The following is a 26303-nucleotide window of genomic DNA, read 5'->3' on the forward strand; positions in this document are numbered from 1 at the left end:
TATTACCTTAAGGTAGTAAATTTAATAAGCTTCCAGTTTTCTAATTATAGTGATTCCGTAATAGAAAAAGTTAAAAATTTTTCGAAAATATTAAAAGGCAAAATCTAATGAGTGGTGGTATTGTTTATTACTTCCCTTAACTCATTTAATATATTAATATCATCTAAAGCCGATACATCCCCTAATGGTTCATTGGAAAGTAAAGCCCTAAGTAACCTCCTCATTATCTTAGCACTCTTAGTTTTAGGCAATCTTCTAACTATAAAGATGTCGTCTACTGAGTATCCCTTGTCTTTCAGATAATTTCTAACATTGTCTATTACTATGTTAATACCAGCCTTGGATACTATAAAGGCGGCTACTCTATAACTGTTATCCCTATTATAACCAACTACAGCAGCTTCCGCTATATCGGGATTACTCGCTAAAATCCCCTCAATTTCCATAGTACCTATTCTATTTCCACCAGCCAATATTATATCATCAACTCTTCCTAAAACGTAAAGATATCCATCATCATCATAAAATCCGTAATCGCCAGTATAGACGTAATTGGGAAATCTCGAAGTATATACTTTTATAAATCTCTCCATGTTAGGATCGTTCCATAATCTACCCATTGAGGGATTAAGCGTACTTAAAACAATGTATCCCCTCTGGTTGGGAGGCAACGGTTTACCATCATCATCAACAACTCTAACGCCGAAGAACTTTAACCCAGCGGAACCGGGCTTATAGGGAATTTCACCTAGCCCGAAAGGTGTTGCAGCTATTGGAAATCCATATTCAGTCATCCAATAGGAATCTGCAATAACTACGTTGGGCATGTTCTCTCTTAACCATTTCCACGTCCCAGGATTAAGAGGCTCTCCGGTATTTAGTATCAACCTTAGTGAGCTTATATCTCCAGCCTTTACGGACTCCTCACCTAAACTCTTAAGCATGTTAAGGAGTGTAGTAGGCATCCATACTAAATTAACGTTGAACCTCTCAATAATCCTTGAGAATAACTCCCTTTTGTAACCTATAAATCCCTCAAATATTACTCCAATTAACCTTTTCTGAGGGAGGAAATGAATATTACCTCCCCAAGTCAGCCATCCTAAATCTGAGAGAATCCAAATCACGTCTTCTTTCTCACGGAATCCTAAAACTGCCTTAAGTGCCCACGTCGAGGCTACTATATATGCTAAAGAGGAATATATGCCCTTAGGCTTTCCAGTAGTACCGGAGGTATAGGCAATTATCACTGGATCGTTAGACTCAACCTCTTCTGGCTTAACATAAATCTTCCCCTTAGGAACTACATCTTCATATAATAAATCCCTATTCTGAATTAGATTGAAATCTGAAAATCCCCTACCTACTACTATTATCTTCTCTACGGGAGTTTTATATTCACTTAAGACTTTATCGACATAATCCTTAATCCTTACCTCACTTCCATTTCTAAATCCCTTTGATGCAGTTACTAGAATTTTAGACCCACTATCGTTTAACCTTTCAGCGAAAGATTGTGACGATAAACCAAGATAGTGCATTGCTATTATCCCTCCTAATCGATATATGGATAAGGCGAAGTATAACGCTTCTGGAACATTAGGCATTAATAAGGATATAGTATCTCCCTTTTTAACACCCAACTCCTTTAAGAGGTAACTTACTCTATTTACCTCGTAGAACAGATCCCAGTAAGTTATCGCTTTGACAAACCCGTTTTCATTCATATAATAGAATGCAACCTTATCTTTACTCTCATCGAGATTAACGTCTATTGCATTCCAGCATATATTTGATTTCCCTCCTATATATCATCTTATTTTTGGTGAATCCCCTTCTGCGACATATCTAGGTTCCACAATCCATTTTATCATTCTCCTAGTTTCCCACCAAAATCTAAGGGGATTTTCTTCAACTTCCTTTATAAACTTTCTAATTTTAGATAATGAATACAACTCCATTATATTAATAATAGTTCAAAAAAATATAAAGTTTACTATCAAGCTTAAGTCTATAAATAAAAAATTAAATACTTAAATATATTTATATATAACTTTTCCAACAGGCAGGATCATATCAAATCTTCCGAAATAAGCACCTACTAATTCTACTGGACCGAATTTAGATAGAGGATCTGTTAAACTTTCCTCTACGAAGTTTAGTAACAATTTCCCGGTCCATAATTCTAGGGAGTTATCACTCGTTGAAAGTCTAGGCATCATCTTAACTTCAACTTTAACTAACTCTATTGAAGGTTTAGATTCCGCATCTGGATTGGGAACTATTTTAAGGAGAAGAGTTGGTGATGAGCCAATTCCAGCTGCCTGCAATTCTTCTAACTTCGCTTGCCTCTCAATCCTCATTTGAGCACTTATTAACTTCCTTCCAGCTGGTCTCTCTAGACTTGCCTCTATACTCTCTCCCTTTATTTCTAATTTCATATTAGCGAACTTCTTAGGGAATCCCCATATTTCCCTACCAGCAGTAAGAGCAGAGTCATTATCCACGTAAATATATGAGACAAAGAGATGAGGCTGATTCTGATAAAGGACTAAGGGAGCTAACACAACCTCGTTATATGACCCGTAAAGACTTGAGAAGGGATAATATGCTTGGAAATAAAGAAATAATGGCTTATTATCTCCTAACGTTACTAGGTCTAAGTTATCTGGTATTGTTTCACTAATTCCATCTGGATCTCCCTTAAATACTCCCATCAATATTAGACAGTCCCTATAATAGGCTGGCGGTTTTAAATATAGAGGAGCGTTACCAGGCATGGCAAATACTTGATTTACATTTAGTTTACCCTTCATATTCCCCCATATATATTTCTCTTATTTAACTTAATAAACTTTAATCATAAATTCTCGGAGAAGAATAAAGTTTTAAAAAGAATTTTGCTTAACTAAATATATGGCATCTGAAAAAGAGAGGGAACTATTAAGAAGAGTGTGGAATGAATCCTTAATGAAGCAATTAGCTCATGTTAGAAGTAGGAGATTCGGGCTAGGATATAGATATGATACTGGAGAGAATATTAGAAAAGGAAATCTGGTAGTTGAATACCCTAAGGGATTATTAGAGTTTAAGTCCCAAAAGAAGCCCATACCTTTATCTGATATCGAGAATGCTTTAATTACCTGGGCTGCTGCAGGCCCAAATGGGCTAATCCTAGCAGATTTAGGCGTTAGTAATAATATTGCAACCTTCATTTATGCTACAGGAAGAACGATACCTGGTCCAGATAACGATCAAGGTCTAGATCTAATTTATATAATTGATGATGGAGTTTACTTCTACAAACCCCCACAAGCTTCAAAAATATACGAAGTTGGAAGTGAGGAGGATCTGGAAAAGATAGTGGAGTGGTATAAGAATTACTCCATTAAGTTAGCTAACGGGAGAACTGACTTAGCTGGTACATTACCCTTTGCAATGGTATTTAATAAGAACTTTAATGAAAATGGTAGTACTCTACTACTCCCCATATATGATGCATCGAGGGTAATAGTTAACATACTATTCCACTATTTTGAATATGAAAGAGTTCCCATAATTGATGATAATACGGGTCAGCTTGCTGATCAAAACGGGGCAATGAAGAGGCTAGTAGACAAGGGAATTTTATCCTCCCAAATACCAATGACGATGGATTTATTAGATAGGGCAATAGGGGCAGTAGCTGGGGTAGTTGTAGGAACTTCAGTTCAAAACGGTAGACTAATGAGTGAGGCTATAGGCCTTGGTAGCTGGATCTTCGGTGGGATCTATGACTATACTATGATGGGTGCATTTGCACCTCAATTTAGGGGTTTAGAGGAAGCAGGAGCTGTAGTTTGCCAACCACCAGAGAAAAGTAAGAGAATCTGGCCATATAAGGTCGGAATAAAAAACGTTAAAATGAGTTTTTCTATAATAGAAGGCTGTAAGGATTCGCCCTATAAAAACGGTAGGGAATTGGTAGAGGCTTTCCTAAATATAAAGTACGGTAAGTATAAGGAGCCAAATAAACTAGAATATGACGGGATATGGAGCCCCAATAGGGATCCTAATCTAGTAGCGTGGAAGAGAGACATTTACGAAATGCTCAGAAGGGATGAGAAGATTAAAGTTAAGGAAGATATAAAGGAAGCTGTGATATCGTTTATAGATTACTCAGTAGCAAAATATGGAATGTTCCCCAGAGTCGATCCTATATGGATACCCATGGCTGTGCAAGTCCATCACCTAGATATAGAATTCTATAAGAAATACTATAGGGAGGAAGTACTTACTGAGAATATATTAAGACACTTCGAGATCTGGCATTAAGGTGTAATAAATAATGAAATTCCCTAGTCTCGAATGGGCTGAGGAATTATGCAATGAGATAAATAATATTGAGATAGATGAGATGAGGTCATGGAATTGGGATATATTATTCATACTAAGAAATGTGAAAAATAATGACATGAAATTTAAAGTAATCATAAAAGCAGGAAAATGTCTAGGAGTTGAAGAAGGTGAAGATGCTGATTACATAATCGAGGGGGATTATAAAATATGGAAGTCCATATTGTTAAATGAATTAGACTTAGCAGTAGCCTTACTAACCGGTAAGCTTAAATTAGTTAAGGGAGACAAGCTCAATTTATTAAGACATATTAGAGCTGCAGTTAACATAGCAAATATAATAAGGACTAGGGGATTAACAAGTAATCTGGAAATTATGTGAAAAGCGTTAACATAAGCTTTTTAAGTTTTTTATCAAATACTAGTTTAATGAAATATGAAGAATTAGTTAAAAATTTTAGTTGGAATGAGGTAAAAAATTACTTTGGTAATGATTTTAGGGATAAGTTAATAAGGGATAATAGCGATATCGCGGTCCTTAGAGTAGATAGCAAATGGGATAAGGAGTCTCTATCATACTCTCAATTAAAGGATAAGGCTCAGAGACTAAGTACGTTCTTAAGACACGAATTTAAGGTAAAGAAAGGTGACGTAGTAGCTTGTCTAGCGTCTAAGAAAATCGAACAAGTGATCTATTTAATTTCGAGCTGGATGTTAGGAGCCATATATGAGCCTTTATTCACGGCTTTCGGTTCAGCCGCAATAGAGATGAGGACCAGAGATAGGAAGCCTAAGGTTATATTAGCATAAGAAGATCAATACGATAAAATTAAGGACATGTTTGATAATATAGTCACATTTCCAGGAAAGAGGGGAAATTCTATATCCTTTGATGAAGCCATATCTTATGATAGATTAAAGAGAGAGGACTGGGAGAAGATCTCGTCCAACGATCCCTCGGGTTTACAATACACCTCTGGTACTACTGGAAGACCTAAGGGAGCATTACAGAACTTCAGAACACTTTATAGTCTATACGTTTACATAAAATACGGTATTGGCTTAAGGGATGATGATGTATTCTGGACTCCAGCAGATCCAGGTTGGGCTTATGGTCTTGGAGTAGGGATAATATCTCCTATAATATTCGAGAAAACAGTGATATTTTTCGATAAGTTATTCTCTCCCGAGGATACTCTGAAACTTATTGAAGATTTTAAAATTACTAATTTTGCTTTCGTGCCAACTGCTTACAGAATGATAATGGGAACTGTGAAAGAGCCTAAGAAGTTTAACTTAAGGATTACTAGAGCTAGCTCTGCAGGAGAACCATTAAATCCAGAAGTTATAAGGTGGTTTAAGGAAAATTTTGGCTTCATGATAAAGGACCATTACGGTCAAACGGAATCTGGAATGATAGTATATAACGGCTGGGGCTATGAGGCTGACGTTAAACCGGGAAGTATGGGACTGCCAGCACCAGGATATCAGGTCACTGTAATTGACGGAGCAATAGCAATTAACAAGAATTGTGAAGGATTCTATTTCTTAGGTTATATAAATGATGAAGAGAAAACTAAGAAGGTATTTAAAGGGGATTGGTATTTAACTGGTGACGTTGCGGAAATAGATAAGGATGGTTATTTCTGGTTCATAGGGAGGGAGGATGAAGTAATAAAAGTGTCAGGATACAGAGTGAGTCCATTTGAAATAGAAAGCGTTTTAATACAACATCCCGCAATTATGGAAGCAGCGGTAATAGGAGTAGATGATCCAGTTAAGGGAAAGATAATTAAAGCTTACGTAGTTTTAAAGCCAAATTATAAGTCATCGGATAACCTAGCAAATGAAATAATTAATTTCGTAAGGGAAAAGTACTCAAGACATGCATATCCGAGGGAAGTGAAATTCGTCGCATCGCTTCCTAAGACCGAGAGCGGTAAAATACAGAAGTATAAGCTGAAGGAATTAGGATAATTCATAGTATCTACTTAAGACTAGTTTTTATATAATTTAATGTACTGTAAAATATAGAATTTATTTTAATAAAGATTGCCCATAAAATATATAAGATAGCGTAATTATTAAACTATATGAATATAAGATTGTTGTATTTCGAGGGAGCAGATCCCCAAATTTTTAATCTAGCCTCAATACTCTCATATGCATATTCGACAAATGAGCTAAAAGAAATACCTCCTACACTAATAGTGATGGAAGGATTCAGTAGACCTTTCTCTTATTTAGGCTATTATCAAGATGTTGATAGAGAAGTTAAATTAGATAATGTTATGAAATATAATGTGGAACTAGTTAGAAGATGGAAACTGGGAATGGGCAATATCTTCATGGATAAGATTACCGGCGGATGGGCTATAATATTTCCACAAAAGATCTTCAAGAACTCTCCAGAAGCTTACGATATCCTAGTAGGTAAAGTATTCCTCGATGTGGTGAAAAGTCTCGGAGTTACAAACGCCGAATACGTTAGCCCTAACGATATAAGGGTAAAGGGGAAGAAGTTATGCGGAACCGGAGTTAGCATATTAAGTGATAAAAGAGAAGTAGTATTTTTCAATGGCTTCACTAACTTATGGAAACCTGACCCAGAATTGCCCTTCAAGATCCTTAACATACCTCCAGAGAAATTCACGGATAAGGCAATTAAAAAGCCAGAGGAATATTTTGCGGCAATAGAAATAGACGGAAGCTCAACCCCGAAATTAGGAGACTTTAGAGAAGCCCTAGCGAAGGCTGTAAGTAAGGAATTTAATGCAAAGGTAGAAATGGACGAATTATCGGATGAGGAGGAAAACGTTTGGAGGAAGTACTTAAACATATTAAAATCAGAGGCTTTCATCTTCAGAAGGTCTACTGAAAAATTTATGACTAAGAATTCAAGTTATAAGTATAGATTCGCCCAGAAGAAGTACAGAAAGCTTGTTCAGGCTTCACTAGCGTTAGATAATAATAGAATTAAAGATGCGATGATTACAGGCGACTTTGGATTAGTACCTCCAGACTTAGATGAGGAAATAGTTAAGGAATTGATAGGATTAACATGTGATAATTTTGAAGTAGCTAAGAATAGAGTTTCAAGGCTGATGAAAAACGGGTATGAAATTATAGGTGCCTCATCAGAAGAGTTTATTAATCCAGTGTTTATGGCATGTAGAGAATATTAAATATTTTTAAATACGATTTGCCATAGAATAGAGGCAACTATTTAAATCTGTTGGGATTAAGATAATATCGACGCAATATGAAATTAAAGACTTTGGTTTTTACGATTCTGGGAGATTACAATTTGAGTAAAAAGAATGGCACAATCCGGGCTAGAAGTCTAGTAAAATTGGTCGAACCCTTTGGCTTTACCAATAGTGCAGTCAGAACTACGCTACACAGGCTAAGCCGTGAAGGATTAATAACTAGCGTAAATAGGGGTAGTTATACGTTTTCTCAAGAGACATTGTTAAAATTCGAAACTGCAATAAGGAGAGTTATGGAGTGGAGATTCGGACATTGGGACGGAAAATGGCGAGTAGTAGTATATAATTTCAGCGAGGATAATAAGGCGTTAAGGAATAAAGTAAGAAGAGAGTTAAAGTGGTTGGGTTTCGGAGCCTTGGCTTCATCAAGTTGGGTTTCTCCTAATCCTTTAGAAGATGTAGTAAATGAGATGATAGAGAAGTACTGGAAGGACGGAGGAAAGGTCTACTTATTCATAGCCTACTTTCCACAAGATCCGCAAATTATAATAAGGAAGTGTTGGAACTTAAGTGAAATAGAGTTAAAGTACAAGGAATTTATAGGCAAGTGGGTAAAACTTTTAGATAAAATCGATAAGCTATCTCCCGCTGAAGCTTTCGTAAATAAGATAACAATACTTCATGAGTATAGGAAATTCCTTCATATAGATCCTGGGTTACCGGAGGAACTCCTACCAAATAATTGGATAGGCTACGAAGCATACAAATTATTTAAAAACGTTTATGATTCTCTTAAACCATTAGCTAACAAATACTTTGAAAGCGTTTATGAGGAATAATTAAGTTTATTATTTTTATTTTACAATTAACATATGTGAGCTTAGCTACCTTACTTTATGAAAAAGGTAAGTCATCTAGAACGTTCTTAATAGGAGAAAAAATCCTAACCTATCATGAAACAATAGAGGAAATATCGAGTATAGCCTCAAACTTCTCACCAGGAGATACTGTAGTACACTTAATGTATAATTCGATTCCCTCAATTCTCGCTTATTTAGCTGCATTCTGGGCTGGGTCAAAGGTAGTTGCCTTAGACCCATTAACCTCGGCAGAAGATCTTAAATTCACTTTAGAAGACGCAAAACCCGAAGCAGTAATTACAGATAACGACATTTATAATAGAGAAAAAAACGTTTTAAAGGATTATAAGGTAATCACACAACTACAAATGAAGGAGAAAATAAGGGAACCTTATGAATATAAGGATAATGAGGTTGGACTAGTCTATTATTATGCTGGGATAGCAGGAAAGACCATGCAAGTATTACACAGTCCCAGAAGGGTGATAAAGAACGTTGAGGAGAGTTATAACATATCACAGATACAAGAGGTAAGATCGATATTAACAGTCCCCTTGACTCACGTCTTAGGCAATAGCGTACTTGGAATAACCATAAAATTTGGTGGGGCAATCTATATAATGAAGAAATTTGACATCAAGGAGTTGGTTAACGCCATACAGACGTATAAAATAAACTACTTGTCTACAGTTCCAATGATTTACGACTCTTTACTCTCAGAAAACGCTGATTTAAGCAGCCTAGAACTTTGCATAAGCTCTGCTGCACCCCTACTCCCGAATACCTTAAAGTCCTTTAAGGAAAAATACGGGAAGGATATATTGCAAGCTTACGGGTGTACTGAGTGCCTAGGAGTAACTCATCAACCAAAGGAATACGCTGGAATATTAACAATAGGAAAACCATTACCCAGTGTAGAGATAAAAATCGTTAAAGATGACGGAAAGGAAGCTAAAATAGGGGAAGTCGGAGAGTTATGGATCAAATCCCCTTGGACTATGTTGGGATATAAAGATGAAAACGAGACAAGAAAGGTATTTGAAGGAGACTGGCTTAAGACAGGAGATTTAGTCACCATGGATGAGAAGGGCTTACTTTACTTCAGAGGGGTTAAGAAGAGGATGTTAAAATATAAGGGTTATCCCATATTCCCCAGAGACCTTGAAGACATATTAAAAACACATGAAATGGTTATAGACGCTAAAGTATTAGGAGAGGATGAGGGTAATTTAGGGCAGAAACCAGTAGCCTATGTAATAGTTAAGGATAGGAGAAGTGGTTTAGAAGAAGAATTACTGAATTTAGTTAATTCTAAGGTAGCATTTTATAAGAGGCTTAAAAAAGTATATATTGTAGATAAATTACCATAAGGGAGATTGTAATGAGCGTAACACAGCAAGATCTCATAACTTATATAGAATCCCATCCCATGTCTAAACTTTTAGAGCTGAAAGTTGAGGAGATAGAAGAGGATCGCGTTGTAGTTAAATTTCCGTTTAAAGAATTAATAAGTATTCCTGGAGATATGGTTCACGGAGGGATTTCCATGTACGTCTTAGATACAGTTTGCTGGTCAGTAGCGAGATTGGTTTCAGATACCCAGGTTTTAACGTTAGAGCTAAAGTTCTGCTTCCTAGAACCTCTAAAGGGAAAAGAATTTAGAGTAATAGGAAAGATCTTAAAGAAGGGTAAGAGAACCATATTTGTAGAAGGCGAAATTTATAATGATAAGGGGAATCTCTGTATTAAGGCTTTAGGAACTTTCATGAAAGTGGGTTAAGCATGTTTTACCTTTTACCGAGATGTTGTAGGAAGAAATTCGTAGCTATTTTACTAGACCTCTCAAACTCCTTAACATATGCATCGAAATGTCCTCCAGAAAGCATCTCTAACTCCTTAGGTGGTAAAGCTCTCTCATAAGCTTCTAAAGCTAAATCCATAGGCGTTAAAACGTCATTTTGAGCTACTACTAACATTATGGGTTTTGGACTAACACCTTTAATAAAGTTTACTGGTTCATACATGGACAAATATTCTACGCTCCTTAAGGTTACCTCATTTTTCCAATTAGGAGCCTTTTTCTTTCCCGTTTCAATAAACCACTCATATGAATCTGCAGTAGGTAAAGCACACATCTCAGGTGGACTTTTACAAACAACCGGAATGGTTAAGGGTTTCTCACCCTTAATCCTCCTCTCATAATCCTCCGCGAACATAGCCCTTAATTGGGGCATCATGTCGGATCTAACAAGCCTCCTTAAATTTTCAGAACCGCTAACTAAAGGAACTTGTGCAACTACAGCCTTAACTCTACTATCTAAAGAGCCTACTACTATTACATGCCCTCCACTATAACTTGTTCCCCATATTCCTATCCTTTCTGGATCTATTTCCGATCTTAATCTAATGTAGGATATAGCATATCTATAATCCTTGACTTGTTGCCAAGGATCTATTTCTTGTCTTGGCTCTCCTTCACTTTCTCCAAAATTCCTGTTATCATAAACTAGAACTACGAAACCTGCTTTAGCTAAAACTTCAGCAAAGTTATCAAGGTACATTTCTTTAACTGCAGAGAAACCATGAGCCATGACTATTGCTGGGAACTTTTCAGATCCCTCGGGGAGATAAAGCCAACCCTTTAATTTAACACCTTCAGAGTAGAATTCCGCATTTAATCTCTTGAAGTTATATTCTCCACCATTTCTCATAAATATATTTAAGAATGATATGCTTATAAATATTTGTTATAAATTATCTTTTTTAAACGTCGATATATGTGAAGAATTTTTAATGATAACTGATTTGACTCTAAGAAATGTAATTAGACGTGTATATATTATAGACAATCAACGTATAAAATACTATTAATATACGTGAACTTTCAAACGGTGATATCCTCATTTCTCGCATGTATTTTTTTAAAATATACTACGTTATAGATTATAAATTTTAAGTAAAGAACTATTTTGTGGTCGTATTTAATTTATTTCATATGAATAACATATATAAGTAGAATTTTTCAGTAATTAATATTTATCTCAACATTCTTTTCAAGCTCACACCCTAATACCAGAAGCTCTACTAACTATAGAATTCGCTAAGTAAACCACTTGGATAAGTCCAAAACTTAAGCTTAGCCTCAATTATTTGACCTACAAAGCTAGTAGCCTTAATCGATTACCCAAAAGTACGCTTTACGACTTAGAACAAGGATTCAATACATTACCTGGCTCCATATCCTACCTCCCACGATTATAATCCAGCTTCTTCGACTCCCGTACAGCCTTACGCCTAGAAGGATGACCACGATCGGTAGAAGCATTATTTCTCAACAGACCCAAAATTGTTTTATAAAAATAACTCTAACTAAACAATATTGGATTTATAGAGAATGATGGAGTTTATAATGATATCAAGAGTTAAATGAATTTAGAAAAAAGATTTAAGGTAAGGGAATCGAAATTGCTATGAGGACTCATGATAACAACATTTCCTACAAGATAACGTTTAACACATAGGATATAAATTACTTTTCATGCTAGACTTCAAAAGAAAAAGTGTAAATATAGTATGGTAATTAAGGTGTATAGGGGTGTTCCAATGCAGTCATCTTATTCGAGGACTAAATGTGAAATTATTAGAATGACCTAAAAATTACTTCTAAAACAAACATTTATGTACAAGGATTACGAGGTTTTAGAGACATAGTGAATCTCGCAACCCGTTTTTGTAATCAAAATTCCTCATAAACGTCTATAAATCTTTTATACCACTCTTCATAAATTTTGAGAGTAACTATGTGAAGCTCTAAAGGATCACTAAAGCCCAGCCTTTTGTGGATTTTTACAGCAATTTCAGCCCTCTTCCATATATCGTTTGCAAGTTCAGTAATTATTAGTACGTCAATATCGCTATCTACTCTGTAATTACCTCTAGCAATGGATCCAAAGAGAATTACTCTACAATTTTTATCAATCTCCTCTACACATATCTTCTTTATTTTCTTAACGTACTCTCTTGCGTGGGCTAAAATCTCCTTCCTCTTACTCCACCAGTCTAAGCTCATTTAAAATCACTTTAGTTACATTATATGCTTTTTCAACTACGAGTTTATCTACAGAATAAGGAAAGTATCTAGAGATTATATAGGATTCTCTAATTACCTCTAGCGTGCTCGCTTCGTCGTTTCTAATCTTCCTTAAATTCTCATTTTTAGCCAATTCTATAACTTCATCCAATAGTCTTATAACGTCATGAGTCTTTTCAAAACTACCCTTAAATTGAAATAAAATATACTTAAGGGCCAATTGCAATGCTTGTTCAAGATGAAACATAGCTAAATTATACTTTCCGTTTTTGATATCATTCTCAGACTCAGCAAAAAAGTCTAAAGCATTCCTCTTCAAGTATTCAGCCATAATAATGTGTTGAACTAGAAGATAAAAAACTCTTTACAACAATTATTAAATTATTGCCAAGATCTTTAGTAAACCTTACGTGATAGAGTATGTTGCAACTCCTACGGTTGCAAACCCAGGTCTGTCAGCTTCCGGTATAAAAACTTTTCCTTGAAAATCGAGCATAGTCCACGCTACTTAGCAAGTGATGAAACTTGCTTTTACTCACTAGCGTCAAAGGGCTTATTATAATACACTACTAATTTATCTTATACCTATTCCCGCGACTGGGTCCTCCAAATTTACTCACCCTTATGTTTTATTCGGGCTTCAAGCCCAACTTCCGGTCCGAGTTGGAGGAGGCCAAGCTCCTCATCGAGCTTTGAGCCCAAGGGCTTTCACGGCCTACACCCAGTCAGATCTGTATTACGCAGATCTGACTAATATGTTTTATATAAGAGGCGTAGTATGTGGTGCCTATTATGAAAAAGACTGTATTATGGTCCAATCTATTGATATGTTTATTTCCTTCTCTCCCTTTAATTCTTCAAGTAATGTTTTTCTTACTTTGTTCAGTAGTTTTTCTATAACTTATATACCTTAATCTTCCAAGTATCATTGTTTGCAGTGATATATTATAAGTCTTTGACGTATTCTCTATTAAGTCGTTCCACAAGGATAATGAGATTAACGTTTTGCGACTTCCTCTTCCTATTACGTTCATACTCTTTAACTATAAAAAGTAAACACAAAACATTCATAAAGTGCTGGAAAAATATTAGATAATTTTTAAATAATTATTCAAGACTCATAGTTTATAGAAGGGATATTAAGCTCAAAATATCAACAAAGCACTCTCTTATACTTTAGATAATGAGATTTTAATACATAAGGCTTTGTATAGTTTTATACATATTATTTTTTTAAATAAAAAGACAAAATAGGGTCTATTATCTTGTATTCATCATTTATTTTATCTACAAGTCCTCGATTTTTTAGTATTTTTATTACTCTATATATATTTGATACTTTGATTTCGCTTAATTTATTACCTTTTGCCAGGCCTTTCAATACCTTAATTTCGTTCTTTGTAAGCCCATCTAGATCTTTTTTCAATTCTATCTCTACATTAGGATCTTCAAGAATGGCCTCAATGTTACATTCCCTCTCAAATATCAATCCGGCTAAATTCAACCACGCGGGGATACCTTCGGTTAATTCATAGACTTTTTCGTAATATTCTTTACATTTTCCTTTAAGCCCTTCATTTAAGAACCTTATTGACGTTTCTTTGTCAAATGGTTTAAGTCTCTCTATTTTGAAATAGTTGTAAAATGGTTCTTTAGCCTCAGTTATCATTTCCTCTATTATACCTGTTTCCGATCCAGAAACTATTATTTCAACGTTTTTACTTTCTTGTAATCTTTTCCTAGTTAACTCTAAGATCTTTGGATATGGTTGTTTAAGAACTCTAATCTTTTGAAACTCATCTATCATGATTACTACGTTCTTCCCAGTATCTTCAGCGATTCTTTGAGGTAAAAGTAACACATCATCTAAGATTTCACTGGGTTTTAATTTATTCTCTTTAAATAGAGAATAACGATCAATATATAACTCTAAATTCTGCATTCTAATGCTTAAGCTTTTGATTGAGCCAAGGAACTGATTTAATGACGCCACTAGAGATGATATCGTATTTTTAGTTCTCATTTTAAGCGACTTAGATAATGCCTCCAACACTAGCTTGCTAGTGAGCTCATCAGCAAATTCTTCTATTGATGTTATTCCTTCCAAACTTATCTTTGCTACTATATATTCATTACCTAATTTAATTTTAATATAATTTAGGAGTGAAGATTTGCCCATTCTTCTGGGAGCTAATATTGCTACGGGCTGTCTTCTATTTATATAGCTAAGTAAAACGTTAACGTAATCCTCTCTATCAAAGAATTCATCTTCTTCAGTTAACTCTCTACCGAATATGAATTTGACCATACGGTACCGATATTATATCGGTACCGTAGTTTAAATTATTTACTGCATTCAGTACACATTCTACCTAATAACTGCTTTAGCTAGGAAGTTGCCCAAGGATAGATGGAGTGTTTGGTATAATAATAAGCCTTATGAGCCCAGGTGATTGGAAAACCCTCTCCTAATCACGTGAATTGAAAGGACTCACGTGACAATCTTTGCTAGTACTATGCTTGGAATTTGAACGAAAGATTTTATTACTGAACGTCTCGGTCAAGCCTATATTATTCAGACCTGACTAATATGCTTATATAAGGAGTCAGTGATCGTAGTGGAGTGTACTCTTTTTCTCTTTAAATTAAGAACCCTTCAATATTCACAAATCCTTTCTCTCTACTCCATAAGAGTTTAGAGTCTTTGGGCGGTTTTTCCTCCTCATCTATAACAATATAGTCTACTTTACCTTTTTTAACAAATTTTGATACTAAATACATTCTCTCTATGACATTTATATTTTTTATCCCTCTCATTACGAAAACTAAATCGATATCACTCGTGTCTAAGTAATCTCCTCTTGCTCTGCTTCCAAATACGTAAACTTTCGCTAATGATGGATATTCTTTAGCTACCTCCTCTACTATCTGTATTGCTAATTGTAACATCTTTTTCTGGCTTTCTATCGCAGACTTTCCTTTAACCATTCTATCACCTCCTTGCTCCTATTATATATGTCTATGGATATTGTTTTATTGTATTGCTTAGCTGGGATCCCGTTTGCTGCATCTGGATATCTTGATATAATAAAGTGTGGAGAAATTACCATTATATCTTCTTTAATCTTCTGTGGAATTTCAAATCCTTCGTTTTCTATTATTGAAAGAAGTTCCGTTAATGAATGGGTTTTCCCAGGATCTTTTCCTATGAAGAGTATAAAAGCCTTTAGAGCTTTTTCAACTGCTTGCTGAGAGTAAAATGCAGATGCAAAGTATTTCCCACCTTCTATCAATATTCGAGCAACGTCCAAATCCTCAATTGCTTGTACTAACCAATCCTTATAGTCCACAATAACTTTTCAGTTAAGAACTTTTATAAACCTAATGTATAGCTTTTAATTTTTGAGGCATTGTTAGCCACTACTGAATTACACAAAATAATTCGTGACCATCTTCATAGTGTCGCCATTAAGCTGTAAACTCTCTTCCTATATTCCAAACGTATATTAAGAGTATCAATTTTAACACCTTCACTTTATGAAGACTAGTTAGCTTATATTAATTTGCATCTCAGTGACTACGCTACAACTATTTTAATCAAATATTACTTTAGAAAAGAGTCTCGCTTCTCTACAGCTAAACGGTGAAGACTTTATGGCAATGATAATCAGGCAGTTGAGGCTAAGTTCAAGCTTTTGGGTTACTCTTAGGCGAAATGGCTAATTTCGTTATTTGTTAAGGTGATTAAGGTTAAGGCTTAGATTAATAAAATATTATATAATAATTTATTTTCTATGTAAATAACTACTATAAAAATGATTATATTGAGACATATTGAACGATCCCACAAAATATCGATAATGGAAAATCTTATTTTATGGAATCTTAAAACAGTAGGACGTGAAGTACTGTATCTATGCAACTGTTTTCAATAATGCATTAACGCTAGAGGAGAGTATAAAGAGTGTTTGGAGAAGTGATGCTACTATTGTTATTACTGATAATTTTTCCACTGACGGTACTTGGGAGAGGTTGCAAGAGTTAAGAAAGGATTATAATTTGATGTTATATAGATTAAGATCCACTAGGGGGAAGGGTAGAGATTATTCCTTGAAGTATTGTCCGGAGAATAGTATGACTACCTACTTCGACCTGGATATGAAGTACAATGAGAGCTTTCATAAAATCCTAGAATGGGCTCCAGAGAACAGTAGAACATTAGTAAACTTAATTAATGGTTTTGTTGTCAAGAAGGAGATAATGTTAGAGAAAGGCAGTTGGAGGGATTTAAATAGAGCTGAGGATTGGGAGGTAGTTTCTAGAGTTGGTTTCGACTATTTTATTCCTGCGCTTATGCATGAGGAGTTGCATAATGAATTAGCCAGAGAAAGGAGATACGCAAAGGGTCTAAATTATTATACTAGACGCTTAAGAAATAAGTTAGATGTTATAAGAGGTTTAGGATATAATTGGAATGATATAAACATTGTATACTCTCAACACCCAATTGCATACAAGATTTTAGTGAACTCTCCTTCCTATATACTTGCTAAACTTATGGGGATTTATAGAAATTATAAGGATTATAATAATGGAGTTGGAGTAATATTGTCGGCATTGGATAAGTTAATCAATCTCAAGGAAATTGGTGTGGATGAGAAGTACTTCTTATTTGGCGGTTGGTGGGGATTTTTCAGCGTTTATAATTTGGACAAGATCATTGATGCTAAGTTACCGATTAAAGTTGGGGAAGTAAAGAAACTCCTATGTAACGATGATGGGCTAAGATACATCAAGACCTTGGAGGGATTTAACCTTATTCAACTTGCTTCATCCTTAAAAGATAAGCTCGAATGCCATGAATTCACACCTTAGAACCCTCTTCCTTGCTTGAGAAACTGTTCCAACTTTAAATAATTGAATAAATCTATGTATAAGTTTATAGATAAGATTCGAAAGAAAATGTAACTTCTAAGAAATTCTGAATTTTCACTTTAAGTGAAAACTTTAGTAATACTTAATAGGGAATTGTGAAGATGTAATACTCATAAAACACGTAAGGTAGTATAGGATATGTTTAAAATTCCATTTTTCCTATAATTATCTATTTTATATTACAATAAACTATTAATCGCTCCTTATATTGAAAGATAAAGTTGACTTTTACTCCTAGTAGACTATAATATAATATTTCTATCGAATTATATTTATTGAATTATTTGCGTTCTGGACACTCTCTCTAGACAAAGAATTCCTTCATGCGACTATTTATAGCTTAATAACCATTACTCTCCTACAAGTAATCTACTTGTTGTGAGTCACTATAAGCAGGATAGAGCGAAAAAGCAAGAAATCCCCATGATCGGTAGACCCGAAATCGTTTACTTAAAACATAAATATATAGTATTTATAAGTGTTCCTCTAGCTAAAATAGATAGCTTACAAGATTAGGATCATTCAAGTTTTCATTGTGAATTCATTATGTTTTAAATATTATGACGAATTCAATTGGGTAAAAACGGTTTATAAAGAAGAAGGCACCTCTTTTGTCTAATACTCGGATTATATACTAAAAATTTTTGAAGAAACTGAGGATAAACCATCATATTTAATTAAAAACTCAAATACTGTGATTAGTTGAGGTAAAATAAAAGACCTATTCAGAATTTAGCTTATATACTATTATTTCATAGTATATCTTAATGAAGTTACAAGTTAATGGTAATTACATTTACATAACACTTTGGGATAAACAAGCAAAGAAACCTAGGAGATTTTATCTTGGGAGAAAAGAGGATTTTAAAAAATTGGAAGAATTGTTTAGAATAGCTAAGGAATATAGAATAACTAAGCAAGAAATTACCGATTATTTAGAGTACTATTTTGACAAGAGGATTAACTTAACCAAGATAGAATACGTTATTCTCTCCTTAAGTCTGGGTGTGGAGCTTTGGGAATTGAATGGAAATATAAGAATGCGTTTAGAATAGCAATTAAAGAGATAAGAAGGTTTTATCCAGAATTTGCTATAATAGGAAGATTTGCAAGGAACTTTTACGCCAATCCTGAAACTACTCTAGATATAGATTTTATAGCGAATTTGGATGATATCGAAAGATTGGCAGAATTCATAGAATACATATCGTCTCATTACGAAATATTTCCTAATGACGTAGGACACTGGCAATATAAGATAATTATTAAAGGTATAAGGATTGACCTCGTAAAACCACCTCAATATAAGTTCGATGATGAGGTAGTATCGAGGAGAAGAATAGTAAGAATAGAAGGAGCGGGCGAAGTCCCAATATTATCTCCGGAGGATTTAGCAACTCTTTACGTAGTAGCGTCTATAAATAGGGGAGTTAAAGATTTGATTAAGGCTAAAGATATAATTATCTATTCTTTAGCAAGACATGACTTCAATGAAGATTATTTCTTGAGGAAATGCGAAGAAAATAGCGTAAAGGCGTTATGTTTGACTCTCCTCTCTAACTAATTAGTAGGACTTATATGAAATTTAAACTACTGGCGATATCCGAGGATAAAAGCTCAGTTAATAATAATTTACGGAAGAAGAAGGATAGGTAAGATTAAGATCAGTAAACTACCCATTCTTACGGACGGAGTATCTATACCTCGCGGTATAGATTTCCTGATCCTCGGAGAAACCTCAATCCCTAACGGAGGTTCCATCGAACGGAACAGTTCTCTAATGCCCCGTGTGGAAGAGAGGTTACGGAGGGTTTCTCTCCACAAGCTTAAGTTCCCAGTCCCGAGGGTACCGACTCAGCTCCTACAGCCTAACACAAAAATCTATTATCGTTTTTGTGTTATAAAAGCCTTTGCATAAGGGGACTATCCATCCCTCACGGAATGAGTAGTTTTCCCTTAATCCCTCGATTTTGTAAAAATGTGACTCCGAATCGATGATGGAAACGATGAATTATTCACAGAGGACCCTTCATGTCTGTGAGGTGGAGAGGGAGCAAAAAAGTCAAAGTTCAAGTATGCCTCATACCTGCTATATTAAGAATTTATCAATTTAGTATAACATACTTTCCTACAAATTTCAAAAAGTCTTCCTCATCTTTCTCATCAATAAGGTTTAAATCTACGATTTCTGAAATCTCTTCCGGTAAGGAAAGATGAATCTTCACTAGAATATCGGTTAACCTCTTCACATCTAAATTTCTAACAATCAACGCAATATCAAGATCACTGCTCCCCATAGCCTTACCTTTTATCACTGACCCGTAAACAACAGCCTCTTTAACATCAATAAATTTACGGGAAGCATTAAGGACTAATAGTGTTATTCTCCGCCAATTCTCCTCTAAAAATCTTATTCTCTCTAATCCGAACACCACTTATCTCCCCATATCCTCTTTACAAGATTAATTATCTCTTTAGCAGTATTTAAACAAACTTCAGCATCCTCTTTATTTAAACCATAAGTGAAATATTGCCCCCTTTGACTAGCATCTTCTAATACAATTAGTTCTCCCCTCTTTTCTCTAACGAAATTTGTAATTTCCTCCGTCATAGCTACTGTAGATAATACTGATAAAAGTTTCCTTATCTCGTGGGTTTCTGGAAAGGAATAACCTAAAAAAGCAATAGTAGCCTTGATTGCTAGTTCGGCGGATATTTGGGACATGAGACTACTGGCATTATAGAAACCTTTTTGAAAAGCTTCTTTCGCGGCTTGAAGATATTCTAGAGACCTTCTACAAAACGATACGTGTAGTTCATGCACACTAATATAACGTTATGCCAAATTATAACTTTTCAAGTGATAAATGAAGAAAACTTGACTTTAGATTTGCTTTGTGATTAGCTTCAATTTTTATCTAAATAAATGGTAAGTCTGTTCTTAGCTATTTGATTTGGAATTTAAGAAAATTAATAGCATAGTATCTGAGAAAATTAAAGTATTTAGCAAGGTATTTCGATTCTTAAATCATATAGTCTTTTTCATAATAATTGCAAAGGACTAAAAAGGGCTATTAAATGGGGGGAATGAGTGAGTTAAGGGATTTAACTGGCTATATTTCGTATAGATCTCTTCGCACTTACTAAGAAATTGACTATAAAAAGTATTAGAAATCTTTCTTTGTTAAGAATCCAATACTCGCTGAGATCGAATTATATTTTAACAAAATAGATTCATTATTTTAGCCAAAATTTATATTAATCAAGGTTCTTAGTCCAGGGAACATGTTATATCTCCTTTAACTCATAATTTATTGAATATACTATCAACTTTCCCATGAGTCACTCTTTTTACCCTAAAATTAAACTGTAATTATGGAATCGAGTATTCAAGCTTTGAAAAACATCAAAACGGGGTCGCTATATTATTTTTTAGCGACAATTATAGCTTTAGTAACAGAAGTAATTATATTGAGCGAAAAATCACTAGTTAGTAGCTTTTTCGTCTTAATACTTGAGTTAGTCACATACGGGATATTACTGATAGGATTTTCAAGAATGAGGATGGGATTTTTTCAGTTATCGAAGACAATAAATGCACGCATAGGCATAACTGGAGTTAACATATTTATTATCGGAATAATAGCACTGCTATTCGGTGCTATCTTACCAATTTTAATTTACATAGGAGGTTCCCTAGTATTTATAGGTGACGTAATGATAGGGTATACTATATATAAGATAGGACAGAGATTTCAAGTAAATACAGAGAAAATTGCAGGAATTCTGATAATGATATCTATAGCCTCTTTCATAGGTTACTTAATTTCCTACTTTGCTTCTGATGAAGTTATGAGAAAAGCATCTCAAGCCCCTAGGGAAGAAAAGTTACTAATAGTTCCTAGCGATAAGAGTATAGGTTACGGAATTTTGAAAAGCAACGGAGATGCAAATGTAGTCATTTATTCTAAAGAGTCCTCTGAAATAATCTCAGCTCAGATTATGGGCCACAATTTTCAGACATTACAAATTAGTCCCAAAACAGTTGTAGCGGGAGAGAACAAAATATATATAAAATTTGCTCTATCTGGAGTAATGTTTGTTCCGGGAAATATTTATAATTTAGAGATATTACTTGCTAATAATGAAAAATTATTAGCCTCCTTAGTTTATGAGTTGTAATTTGGATATAATACTTCAGAATGCTTATAAATTACATGATTCTATATGCTGCAGTGACACCTAACTTTATGCTTCTTAAAGAGACAAGAACTTATATGTACTTCTTGAAAATTATATGTGTTATGATTAGCGTGCGAGTTGAAATTAGTGGTGATCAGGTTTTATTGGTTAATGCAACAGAGAAAAATATTAATGACTACTTAGATTTTATCATCTCGTTATCTAAAGATGAGGATAACTATACTTTGACGAGATATAGTGATATTAATGAAAATCGAATAATTGAATGATCTAAAAGTTGGGGGAGACAAGTACTAATGATTTTAGCCTATAACAACGATAAGGTTATTGGAAGTATTCAATTAACTAAAGGAAGATATTTTGGGTTAGAAAGACAATTTCATGTAGGTAAGATAGCATATGCGGTAGACAAACATTATAGGGGAAAGGGACTTATATATACTCTATTCGATTACTTGCTGAAAGTTACAGATGTGAAAATTCTCACTGCATGGGTAGATGAGAGGAATATTAAATCTCAGAAACTATTAGAGAATTTAGGTTTTGAAAGACTCTGTAAAATAGACAATTTCATGTATTCAGTTAGAGAAAAAATATTCGTTAACTTGATATTTTATTCTGGTGAAAGGAAAGTGGCAAAGGAGAAATGTGAAAAATATCTGGAAAAATTTAATATAAAAGTATCATAAAAACTCCTCTCACAACGAGAGGTTTTAGGACTCTACTCTTGGAATAAGAGGATAATCATCTAAAAGGCTTAAACAAGTAAATAGTACTTTGTGGATTGCTTTAATTTTTATCAAAGCTAACGTTAAACTTACTTTTAATCTAACGCTTGATTTTGAATTTATAAGAGTAACAACTTAATATCTAAGGAAACTGAAGAATTCTATAAAGTATATAATGGTTAGCAGTTGTTCTACTTTAACGTAGCTTAAAGATTTTCAGCAAACCTAGTGCATTAACTAAACACATCTCAACTAATCTGAGGAGTTTTTCCTCATATTTTTAATTAACTAAACACTAAACTAAAAACTTTATCGGTAGTACCGGGAATTTTGTATTACCGAGGAAAATTAGAATAACTGCTAAATGGTGTTACATGTCTCCTCACGGAAGCAACTTTTGCCTCTAATTCCCATTAAGTTAAAAAGATAGCCCGATCTCTTTTGCTAAGTCCTTTAGCCTCTTAGCTTCTTTTTTCATTTGTTTAACGAAAAGAGATGCAGACTCATTCCATTCCTCGGGAGTAAAAGCGAAGAATTCTACGCGTGCCCTCATGTACTTTCCAAGTTTTTCAAGTCTATCAATATACCTTAAGCCTTCAAAGTCTCGCGATATTATGACTAAATCTATGTCACTTGTCTCTAAGTAATCTCCTCTGGCCCTAGAACCCACTACGTATATATCTTCAATTCTAATTTCATTACTTATATCATTAATAAATTCTATTGCAACTTTTACCAATTCAACTTGACTTTTTAATGCAGATTTCGCTTTACCCATTCTATCACCTTTTCTGCTTTTTTCACTAACTCCTCAGCATCTTCCTTACTATATAACGAGTATGGTATAGTATTTGCAGCATCAGGATATCTAGAGATAGTATAATGTAAAGTAAGTTTGTTTACTTCACTCCTTATCTCCTCTACGGATAATCCTATCTCTTCCTTTATTCTCTCTAACAACGCATTTAAGTCATGAGTCCTCTCGATCTTTCCTCCCTCTATTAAGAGTGCTTTTAGAGCTTTCTCAGCAGCTTGTTCGGCCCAAAAGGCTGAGGCATAATAATGACCAGTTGTAATAGTATCTTTAGCAGTTGCTAAATCTTCTAAGGCTTGTCTGAACCATTTTTCTGCTTCTTCTCTCATCTATTTAGATTAGCATCTAGGCCTTTTAATCATAACTATTCTAAAAAAGGAGTTTAAAGGGGAAGCATCTCATGAGAAAATTGTGAGCTTTTGTATATAACGATTTAAATGAAATATCCATACCTTATACCTCAAAAGAAGTTAAATTCTCTATAACGGATATTCGGTGGCATGTTTAAACAAGCTCTTGTAGAGACTTATCATAGATTTTTATGAAGTGCAGAAAGATTGAACACCATAAATTAAACGTAAATTTAGGGTAAACGCTATTCTTTAACTGCAATGAGTTAATCCGTGATGCAAATCAGATAAACGTTTATGACCCAAATATTGTTTTTAGTCTATTTTGATTAGCTTTTTCACAGATACATGAACACTCTCGCACATCTTAATAGCATTTTCAGCATCAAATTTTGAGTATAATTCTTCTGGTGTAGCTCCAGTTTCCTCATCTCCATACATCGCTGATTCTCTTTCACTCCTTAAAACTCTGGAATAGTATGCAAATTCATCTATTTTGTCCTGGAACCATTGTGGAAATCTATCCTTTTCTTTCCTAAGGAGATATCCAACGTCATGAAGTTTAGGTGGTTCTATACCCACATATCTTAAGGAAGCTTTAAGGAGTAGTTCTACAGCCTCTTGGCATTGTCTCACTACATAAGGATAATTACCTTCATTCAATGCTTCTTTAGAGTGTTTTATCCTTTCTTCGGCTTGTCTAACGTAAGATTTAGCAAGGTCATTATTATTCATAAGTATCACCCAAAGTCAATCACCTCCCCGAATTTGTAATCTTTCTTCCTCCAATACCATGTCTTTTTGGATATCCACACTCTCTCGAAACCTAATTTCAGTAACCTTTCTCTAGTCTCTTCAAGTACCTTTCTAAAGAAGTTATCCCTATCATAAAGGATTATCGCATCTTCCGTCATATCCATGTAAATAGGAGAAAATCTTATGGCCTCTTCCGGTGTCTTTATAATAGGGGAAAAACTAATATAATATCCTTCATTCATAAGTTTTTCTATATAATCTTCGATTTTATTTTCAACTTTTTCGAATAGCATTATCCTCTCAGTTAAGGTTTTAGGTAATCTACTTATGACTATTAACAAGTCAACATCACTGTCCTTTCTATTATCTCCTCGAGCTACACTTCCGTAGACCACCACAGAAATCAGCCTATCCCCAAATTCTTCTAACAGTAATTTAATGAGCTTTTCCAATAAACTCTTATAAGGCTCTTTCACAGGTTGAGTATTTGTTAATAATAATAAAAACCTTATCTTATTTGGTGAGGAAAACTTGAAGTTATCACTGTTGGACTCACATGTGGTAATACGGTTTTTTCACTTTAATTTTTCTAATTTACTAAATTCTTATTATTTCCTACAAATTTAATATTAGATAGTTAGAATTATTTTTATAAAAATATTTGGGCCTACCGTCATAAAAAGGAGCTTTAGCCCTCTTACCTCATTAAAACTCTATGTTTTCAAAAATGCGGATATATTTTTCCTCTAGCTTTTCAGGAAAAACGATAACAAAGCAGCTATGAACTCGATTATAACCACTATTATCACTCCCTCAGCAATAGTCGAATTATCGTTAAATAAGACTCCAATTGTCACTGGAATTACTGAGACTCCAACATTTGTTATCACGCTATACATGGAAGTAGCGAAACCAGCCTTTGCTGGGTCATTAACGTATAGAGTTGTCGAAGCCATAGCCATTGACCAATAGGCATTCCCAAAGAAACCAAATAGGAAGTAACCTAATGCTATTAATGGAAAATTAACAGTAAAGGAAATGGATATTACAGCAGTAATTGCTGAGAAAAACGTTAATAAACCAGTCAATATTAAACCTAACCTTAACCTATTTTCTAATAAAGATGGCAATATTATAGCACCGAGCCCAGAGCCTAGAAAACTAAGACCTGTTAAGAAACCTCCCATACTGACTGCTAGCAAAGTAACTACACCGTGAATTTGCAAAATTACTGAGGAAATACTACCAAACATTACTGAAATAGAGGCAACAGCTAATCCGACATACCAATTCTTAATCATCCCTGGATTGAAACTGCCTTTAAGAGATCTTTCGTAATGACTGGGATAGCTCCTCAATAATGGGATAATTAAAACCATTGCGATTAAAGCTAAAATTGCCGTAAGCAATAAAGTTCCTCTTAAGCCTATAAAGGAAAGTATTGATGGACTAAAAAACGAGCCTAGTGCCATTCCGATAAATAGAATTCCAACACTTATCCCGACAACAGTGTTAGCCCTTCCTTTGAATATGGATTTTGCAATACTTCCAACTGGTGCAATTGCTAAGGGATAAGCTAGTGACGCTATTATGGCAAAGAGGAAGAAGGTAGAAAAGTCATTAGATAATGCCCTACCTAAAAGTCCTATAAACGATAGGATAGATGAAATCAATAAAACGCTTCTGGTAGTGAATTTAGCCGATAAGAAACCCGCCAACAAACCCAGAATTGCCATGCTGTATCCATAAGCAGATATGATAAAAAGGATTGAACTTAAGGGAACACCAAAGTAGTTTTCCAAGACCGGTACTAGGGGTGCTAATGAAAACCATCCAAAGCCTATGGTGAAGATGAGAAACCAATACGGTAAAATCCTCGTTTCCATCAACCCAAATAATAGAACTAAGTAAAAAAGTCTTACTCTATACTTCTATATAGTCTACTTAATTTTACTCTTTAAAAAGTTGACTAACACGATAAAGAGAAGGAAAAGTAACGAAACTATATAGATTATATATAAAA

The 26303-nt window shown here is 34.4% G+C and carries 27 protein-coding genes and 3 pseudogenes; 13 read left to right on the forward strand and 17 right to left on the reverse strand.

Annotated features, from left to right (window positions below):
* Positions 1-104: 104 nt before the first annotated feature.
* A pseudogene (locus tag J5U23_RS10940) lies at positions 105-1961 on the reverse strand (AMP-binding protein).
* Positions 1962-2033: 72 nt separating this feature from the next.
* On the reverse strand, positions 2034-2816 hold the full coding sequence (locus J5U23_RS10945) for an acetoacetate decarboxylase family protein (RefSeq protein ID WP_218266171.1): 783 nt from the start codon (positions 2814-2816) through the stop codon (positions 2034-2036).
* A gap of 100 nt (positions 2817-2916) precedes the next feature.
* Here J5U23_RS10945 and J5U23_RS10950 point away from each other — a divergent pair, with 100 nt between their 5' ends.
* The 7 genes and pseudogenes from J5U23_RS10950 to J5U23_RS10980 all read left to right on the forward strand — a co-directional run bounded on the left by J5U23_RS10950 (position 2917) and on the right by J5U23_RS10980 (position 10184).
* Positions 2917-4314: a hypothetical protein gene (locus J5U23_RS10950; protein ID WP_218266172.1), complete on the forward strand. Its 1398-nt coding sequence runs from the start codon at positions 2917-2919 to the stop codon at positions 4312-4314.
* A gap of 13 nt (positions 4315-4327) precedes the next feature.
* Entirely contained in the window at positions 4328-4717 is a 390-nt protein-coding gene (locus J5U23_RS10955) for an SCP2 sterol-binding domain-containing protein (protein WP_218266173.1), read from the forward strand.
* A gap of 47 nt (positions 4718-4764) precedes the next feature.
* Positions 4765-6312, forward strand: a pseudogene (locus tag J5U23_RS10960) (acyl-CoA synthetase).
* Positions 6313-6428: 116 nt separating this feature from the next.
* Entirely contained in the window at positions 6429-7520 is a 1092-nt protein-coding gene (locus tag J5U23_RS10965; RefSeq protein ID WP_218266174.1) for a lipoate--protein ligase family protein, read from the forward strand.
* Between the two features lie 77 nt (positions 7521-7597).
* Positions 7598-8383, forward strand: a complete 786-nt coding sequence (locus J5U23_RS10970; RefSeq protein WP_218266175.1) for a PaaX family transcriptional regulator — start codon at positions 7598-7600, stop codon at positions 8381-8383.
* A 35-nt stretch (positions 8384-8418) separates the two neighbouring features.
* Entirely contained in the window at positions 8419-9774 is a 1356-nt protein-coding gene (locus tag J5U23_RS10975) for a class I adenylate-forming enzyme family protein (RefSeq protein WP_218266176.1), read from the forward strand.
* Between the two features lie 11 nt (positions 9775-9785).
* Positions 9786-10184, forward strand: a complete 399-nt coding sequence (locus J5U23_RS10980) for a PaaI family thioesterase (RefSeq protein WP_218266177.1) — start codon at positions 9786-9788, stop codon at positions 10182-10184.
* Between the two features lie 7 nt (positions 10185-10191).
* Here J5U23_RS10980 and J5U23_RS10985 read toward each other — a convergent pair whose 3' ends face one another.
* The 8 genes and pseudogenes from J5U23_RS10985 to J5U23_RS11015 all read right to left on the reverse strand — a co-directional run bounded on the left by J5U23_RS10985 (position 10192) and on the right by J5U23_RS11015 (position 15844).
* Complete coding sequence (locus tag J5U23_RS10985) at positions 10192-11115, reverse strand: alpha/beta hydrolase (RefSeq protein WP_218266178.1); 924 nt, start codon at positions 11113-11115, stop codon at positions 10192-10194.
* A 348-nt stretch (positions 11116-11463) separates the two neighbouring features.
* Positions 11464-11736: pseudogene (locus tag J5U23_RS15915) on the reverse strand (IS5/IS1182 family transposase); the annotation flags it as partial.
* A 404-nt stretch (positions 11737-12140) separates the two neighbouring features.
* Complete coding sequence (locus J5U23_RS10990; protein WP_218266179.1) at positions 12141-12473, reverse strand: nucleotidyltransferase domain-containing protein; 333 nt, start codon at positions 12471-12473, stop codon at positions 12141-12143.
* Positions 12451-12825 carry a HEPN domain-containing protein gene (locus tag J5U23_RS10995; RefSeq protein WP_218266180.1) on the reverse strand — a complete coding sequence of 125 codons (375 nt, stop codon included), beginning with the start codon at positions 12823-12825 and terminating at the stop codon, positions 12451-12453. The genes J5U23_RS10990 and J5U23_RS10995 overlap by 23 nt, the downstream gene beginning before the upstream one ends.
* Before the next feature lie 526 nt (positions 12826-13351).
* Positions 13352-13528: a DUF4322 domain-containing protein gene (locus J5U23_RS11000; protein ID WP_218266181.1), complete on the reverse strand. Its 177-nt coding sequence runs from the start codon at positions 13526-13528 to the stop codon at positions 13352-13354.
* A 191-nt stretch (positions 13529-13719) separates the two neighbouring features.
* Entirely contained in the window at positions 13720-14802 is a 1083-nt protein-coding gene (locus J5U23_RS11005) for an AAA family ATPase (protein WP_218260759.1), read from the reverse strand.
* Positions 14803-15134: 332 nt separating this feature from the next.
* Positions 15135-15482, reverse strand: coding sequence for a nucleotidyltransferase domain-containing protein (locus J5U23_RS11010; protein ID WP_218266182.1), 348 nt, complete (start codon positions 15480-15482; stop codon positions 15135-15137).
* Positions 15458-15844, reverse strand: coding sequence for a HEPN domain-containing protein (locus J5U23_RS11015; protein WP_218258264.1), 387 nt, complete (start codon positions 15842-15844; stop codon positions 15458-15460). The genes J5U23_RS11010 and J5U23_RS11015 overlap by 25 nt, the downstream gene beginning before the upstream one ends.
* A gap of 550 nt (positions 15845-16394) precedes the next feature.
* On the opposite strand from J5U23_RS11015, the gene J5U23_RS11020 reads away from it, so the two are divergent.
* The 3 genes from J5U23_RS11020 to J5U23_RS11030 all read left to right on the forward strand — a co-directional run bounded on the left by J5U23_RS11020 (position 16395) and on the right by J5U23_RS11030 (position 18993).
* Positions 16395-17369 (forward strand): glycosyltransferase family 2 protein, encoded by a 975-nt coding sequence (locus J5U23_RS11020; RefSeq protein ID WP_218266183.1) that lies wholly within the window; start codon positions 16395-16397, stop codon positions 17367-17369.
* Between the two features lie 827 nt (positions 17370-18196).
* Positions 18197-18484, forward strand: coding sequence for a hypothetical protein (locus J5U23_RS11025; protein WP_218266184.1), 288 nt, complete (start codon positions 18197-18199; stop codon positions 18482-18484).
* The gene (locus tag J5U23_RS11030; protein WP_218258269.1) at positions 18445-18993 is read left to right on the forward strand and encodes a nucleotidyltransferase family protein; all 549 of its coding nucleotides are present in this window, start codon (positions 18445-18447) and stop codon (positions 18991-18993) included. The genes J5U23_RS11025 and J5U23_RS11030 overlap by 40 nt, the downstream gene beginning before the upstream one ends.
* A 541-nt stretch (positions 18994-19534) precedes the next feature.
* Here the strand turns inward: J5U23_RS11030 and J5U23_RS11035 are convergent.
* Complete coding sequence (locus J5U23_RS11035) at positions 19535-19864, reverse strand: nucleotidyltransferase domain-containing protein (protein ID WP_244988790.1); 330 nt, start codon at positions 19862-19864, stop codon at positions 19535-19537.
* Positions 19849-20253, reverse strand: coding sequence for a HEPN domain-containing protein (locus tag J5U23_RS11040; RefSeq protein WP_218266185.1), 405 nt, complete (start codon positions 20251-20253; stop codon positions 19849-19851). The genes J5U23_RS11035 and J5U23_RS11040 overlap by 16 nt, the downstream gene beginning before the upstream one ends.
* A gap of 551 nt (positions 20254-20804) precedes the next feature.
* On the opposite strand from J5U23_RS11040, the gene J5U23_RS11045 reads away from it, so the two are divergent.
* The 3 genes from J5U23_RS11045 (at position 20805) to J5U23_RS11055 (ending at position 22321) form a co-directional block, all read left to right on the forward strand.
* Positions 20805-21611, forward strand: a complete 807-nt coding sequence (locus J5U23_RS11045) for a DUF973 family protein (RefSeq protein WP_218266186.1) — start codon at positions 20805-20807, stop codon at positions 21609-21611.
* Positions 21612-21733: 122 nt separating this feature from the next.
* The gene (locus J5U23_RS11050) at positions 21734-21901 is read left to right on the forward strand and encodes a hypothetical protein (RefSeq protein WP_218266187.1); all 168 of its coding nucleotides are present in this window, start codon (positions 21734-21736) and stop codon (positions 21899-21901) included.
* 27 nt (positions 21902-21928) lie between these two features.
* A complete protein-coding gene (locus J5U23_RS11055; protein WP_218266188.1) occupies positions 21929-22321 on the forward strand; it encodes a GNAT family N-acetyltransferase in 393 nt (130 codons plus the stop codon).
* A 457-nt stretch (positions 22322-22778) separates the two neighbouring features.
* Here the strand turns inward: J5U23_RS11055 and J5U23_RS11060 are convergent, their stop codons facing one another.
* The 5 genes from J5U23_RS11060 to J5U23_RS11080 form a co-directional block, all read right to left on the reverse strand.
* A complete protein-coding gene (locus J5U23_RS11060; RefSeq protein WP_218266189.1) occupies positions 22779-23138 on the reverse strand; it encodes a nucleotidyltransferase domain-containing protein in 360 nt (119 codons plus the stop codon).
* The gene (locus J5U23_RS11065; protein WP_218260763.1) at positions 23114-23503 is read right to left on the reverse strand and encodes a HEPN domain-containing protein; all 390 of its coding nucleotides are present in this window, start codon (positions 23501-23503) and stop codon (positions 23114-23116) included. Before J5U23_RS11065 ends, J5U23_RS11060 begins: the two co-directional genes overlap by 25 nt.
* A gap of 336 nt (positions 23504-23839) precedes the next feature.
* Positions 23840-24259 (reverse strand): HEPN domain-containing protein, encoded by a 420-nt coding sequence (locus tag J5U23_RS11070; protein ID WP_218258273.1) that lies wholly within the window; start codon positions 24257-24259, stop codon positions 23840-23842.
* A gap of 5 nt (positions 24260-24264) precedes the next feature.
* Entirely contained in the window at positions 24265-24756 is a 492-nt protein-coding gene (locus J5U23_RS11075) for a nucleotidyltransferase domain-containing protein (RefSeq protein ID WP_218258274.1), read from the reverse strand.
* A gap of 270 nt (positions 24757-25026) precedes the next feature.
* Positions 25027-26166, reverse strand: coding sequence for an MFS transporter (locus J5U23_RS11080; protein WP_218266190.1), 1140 nt, complete (start codon positions 26164-26166; stop codon positions 25027-25029).
* Positions 26167-26303: the final 137 nt, after the last annotated feature.

The sequence above is a fragment of the Saccharolobus shibatae B12 genome, from assembly GCF_019175345.1.
In the GTDB taxonomy this organism is placed as follows: domain Archaea; phylum Thermoproteota; class Thermoprotei_A; order Sulfolobales; family Sulfolobaceae; genus Saccharolobus; species Saccharolobus shibatae.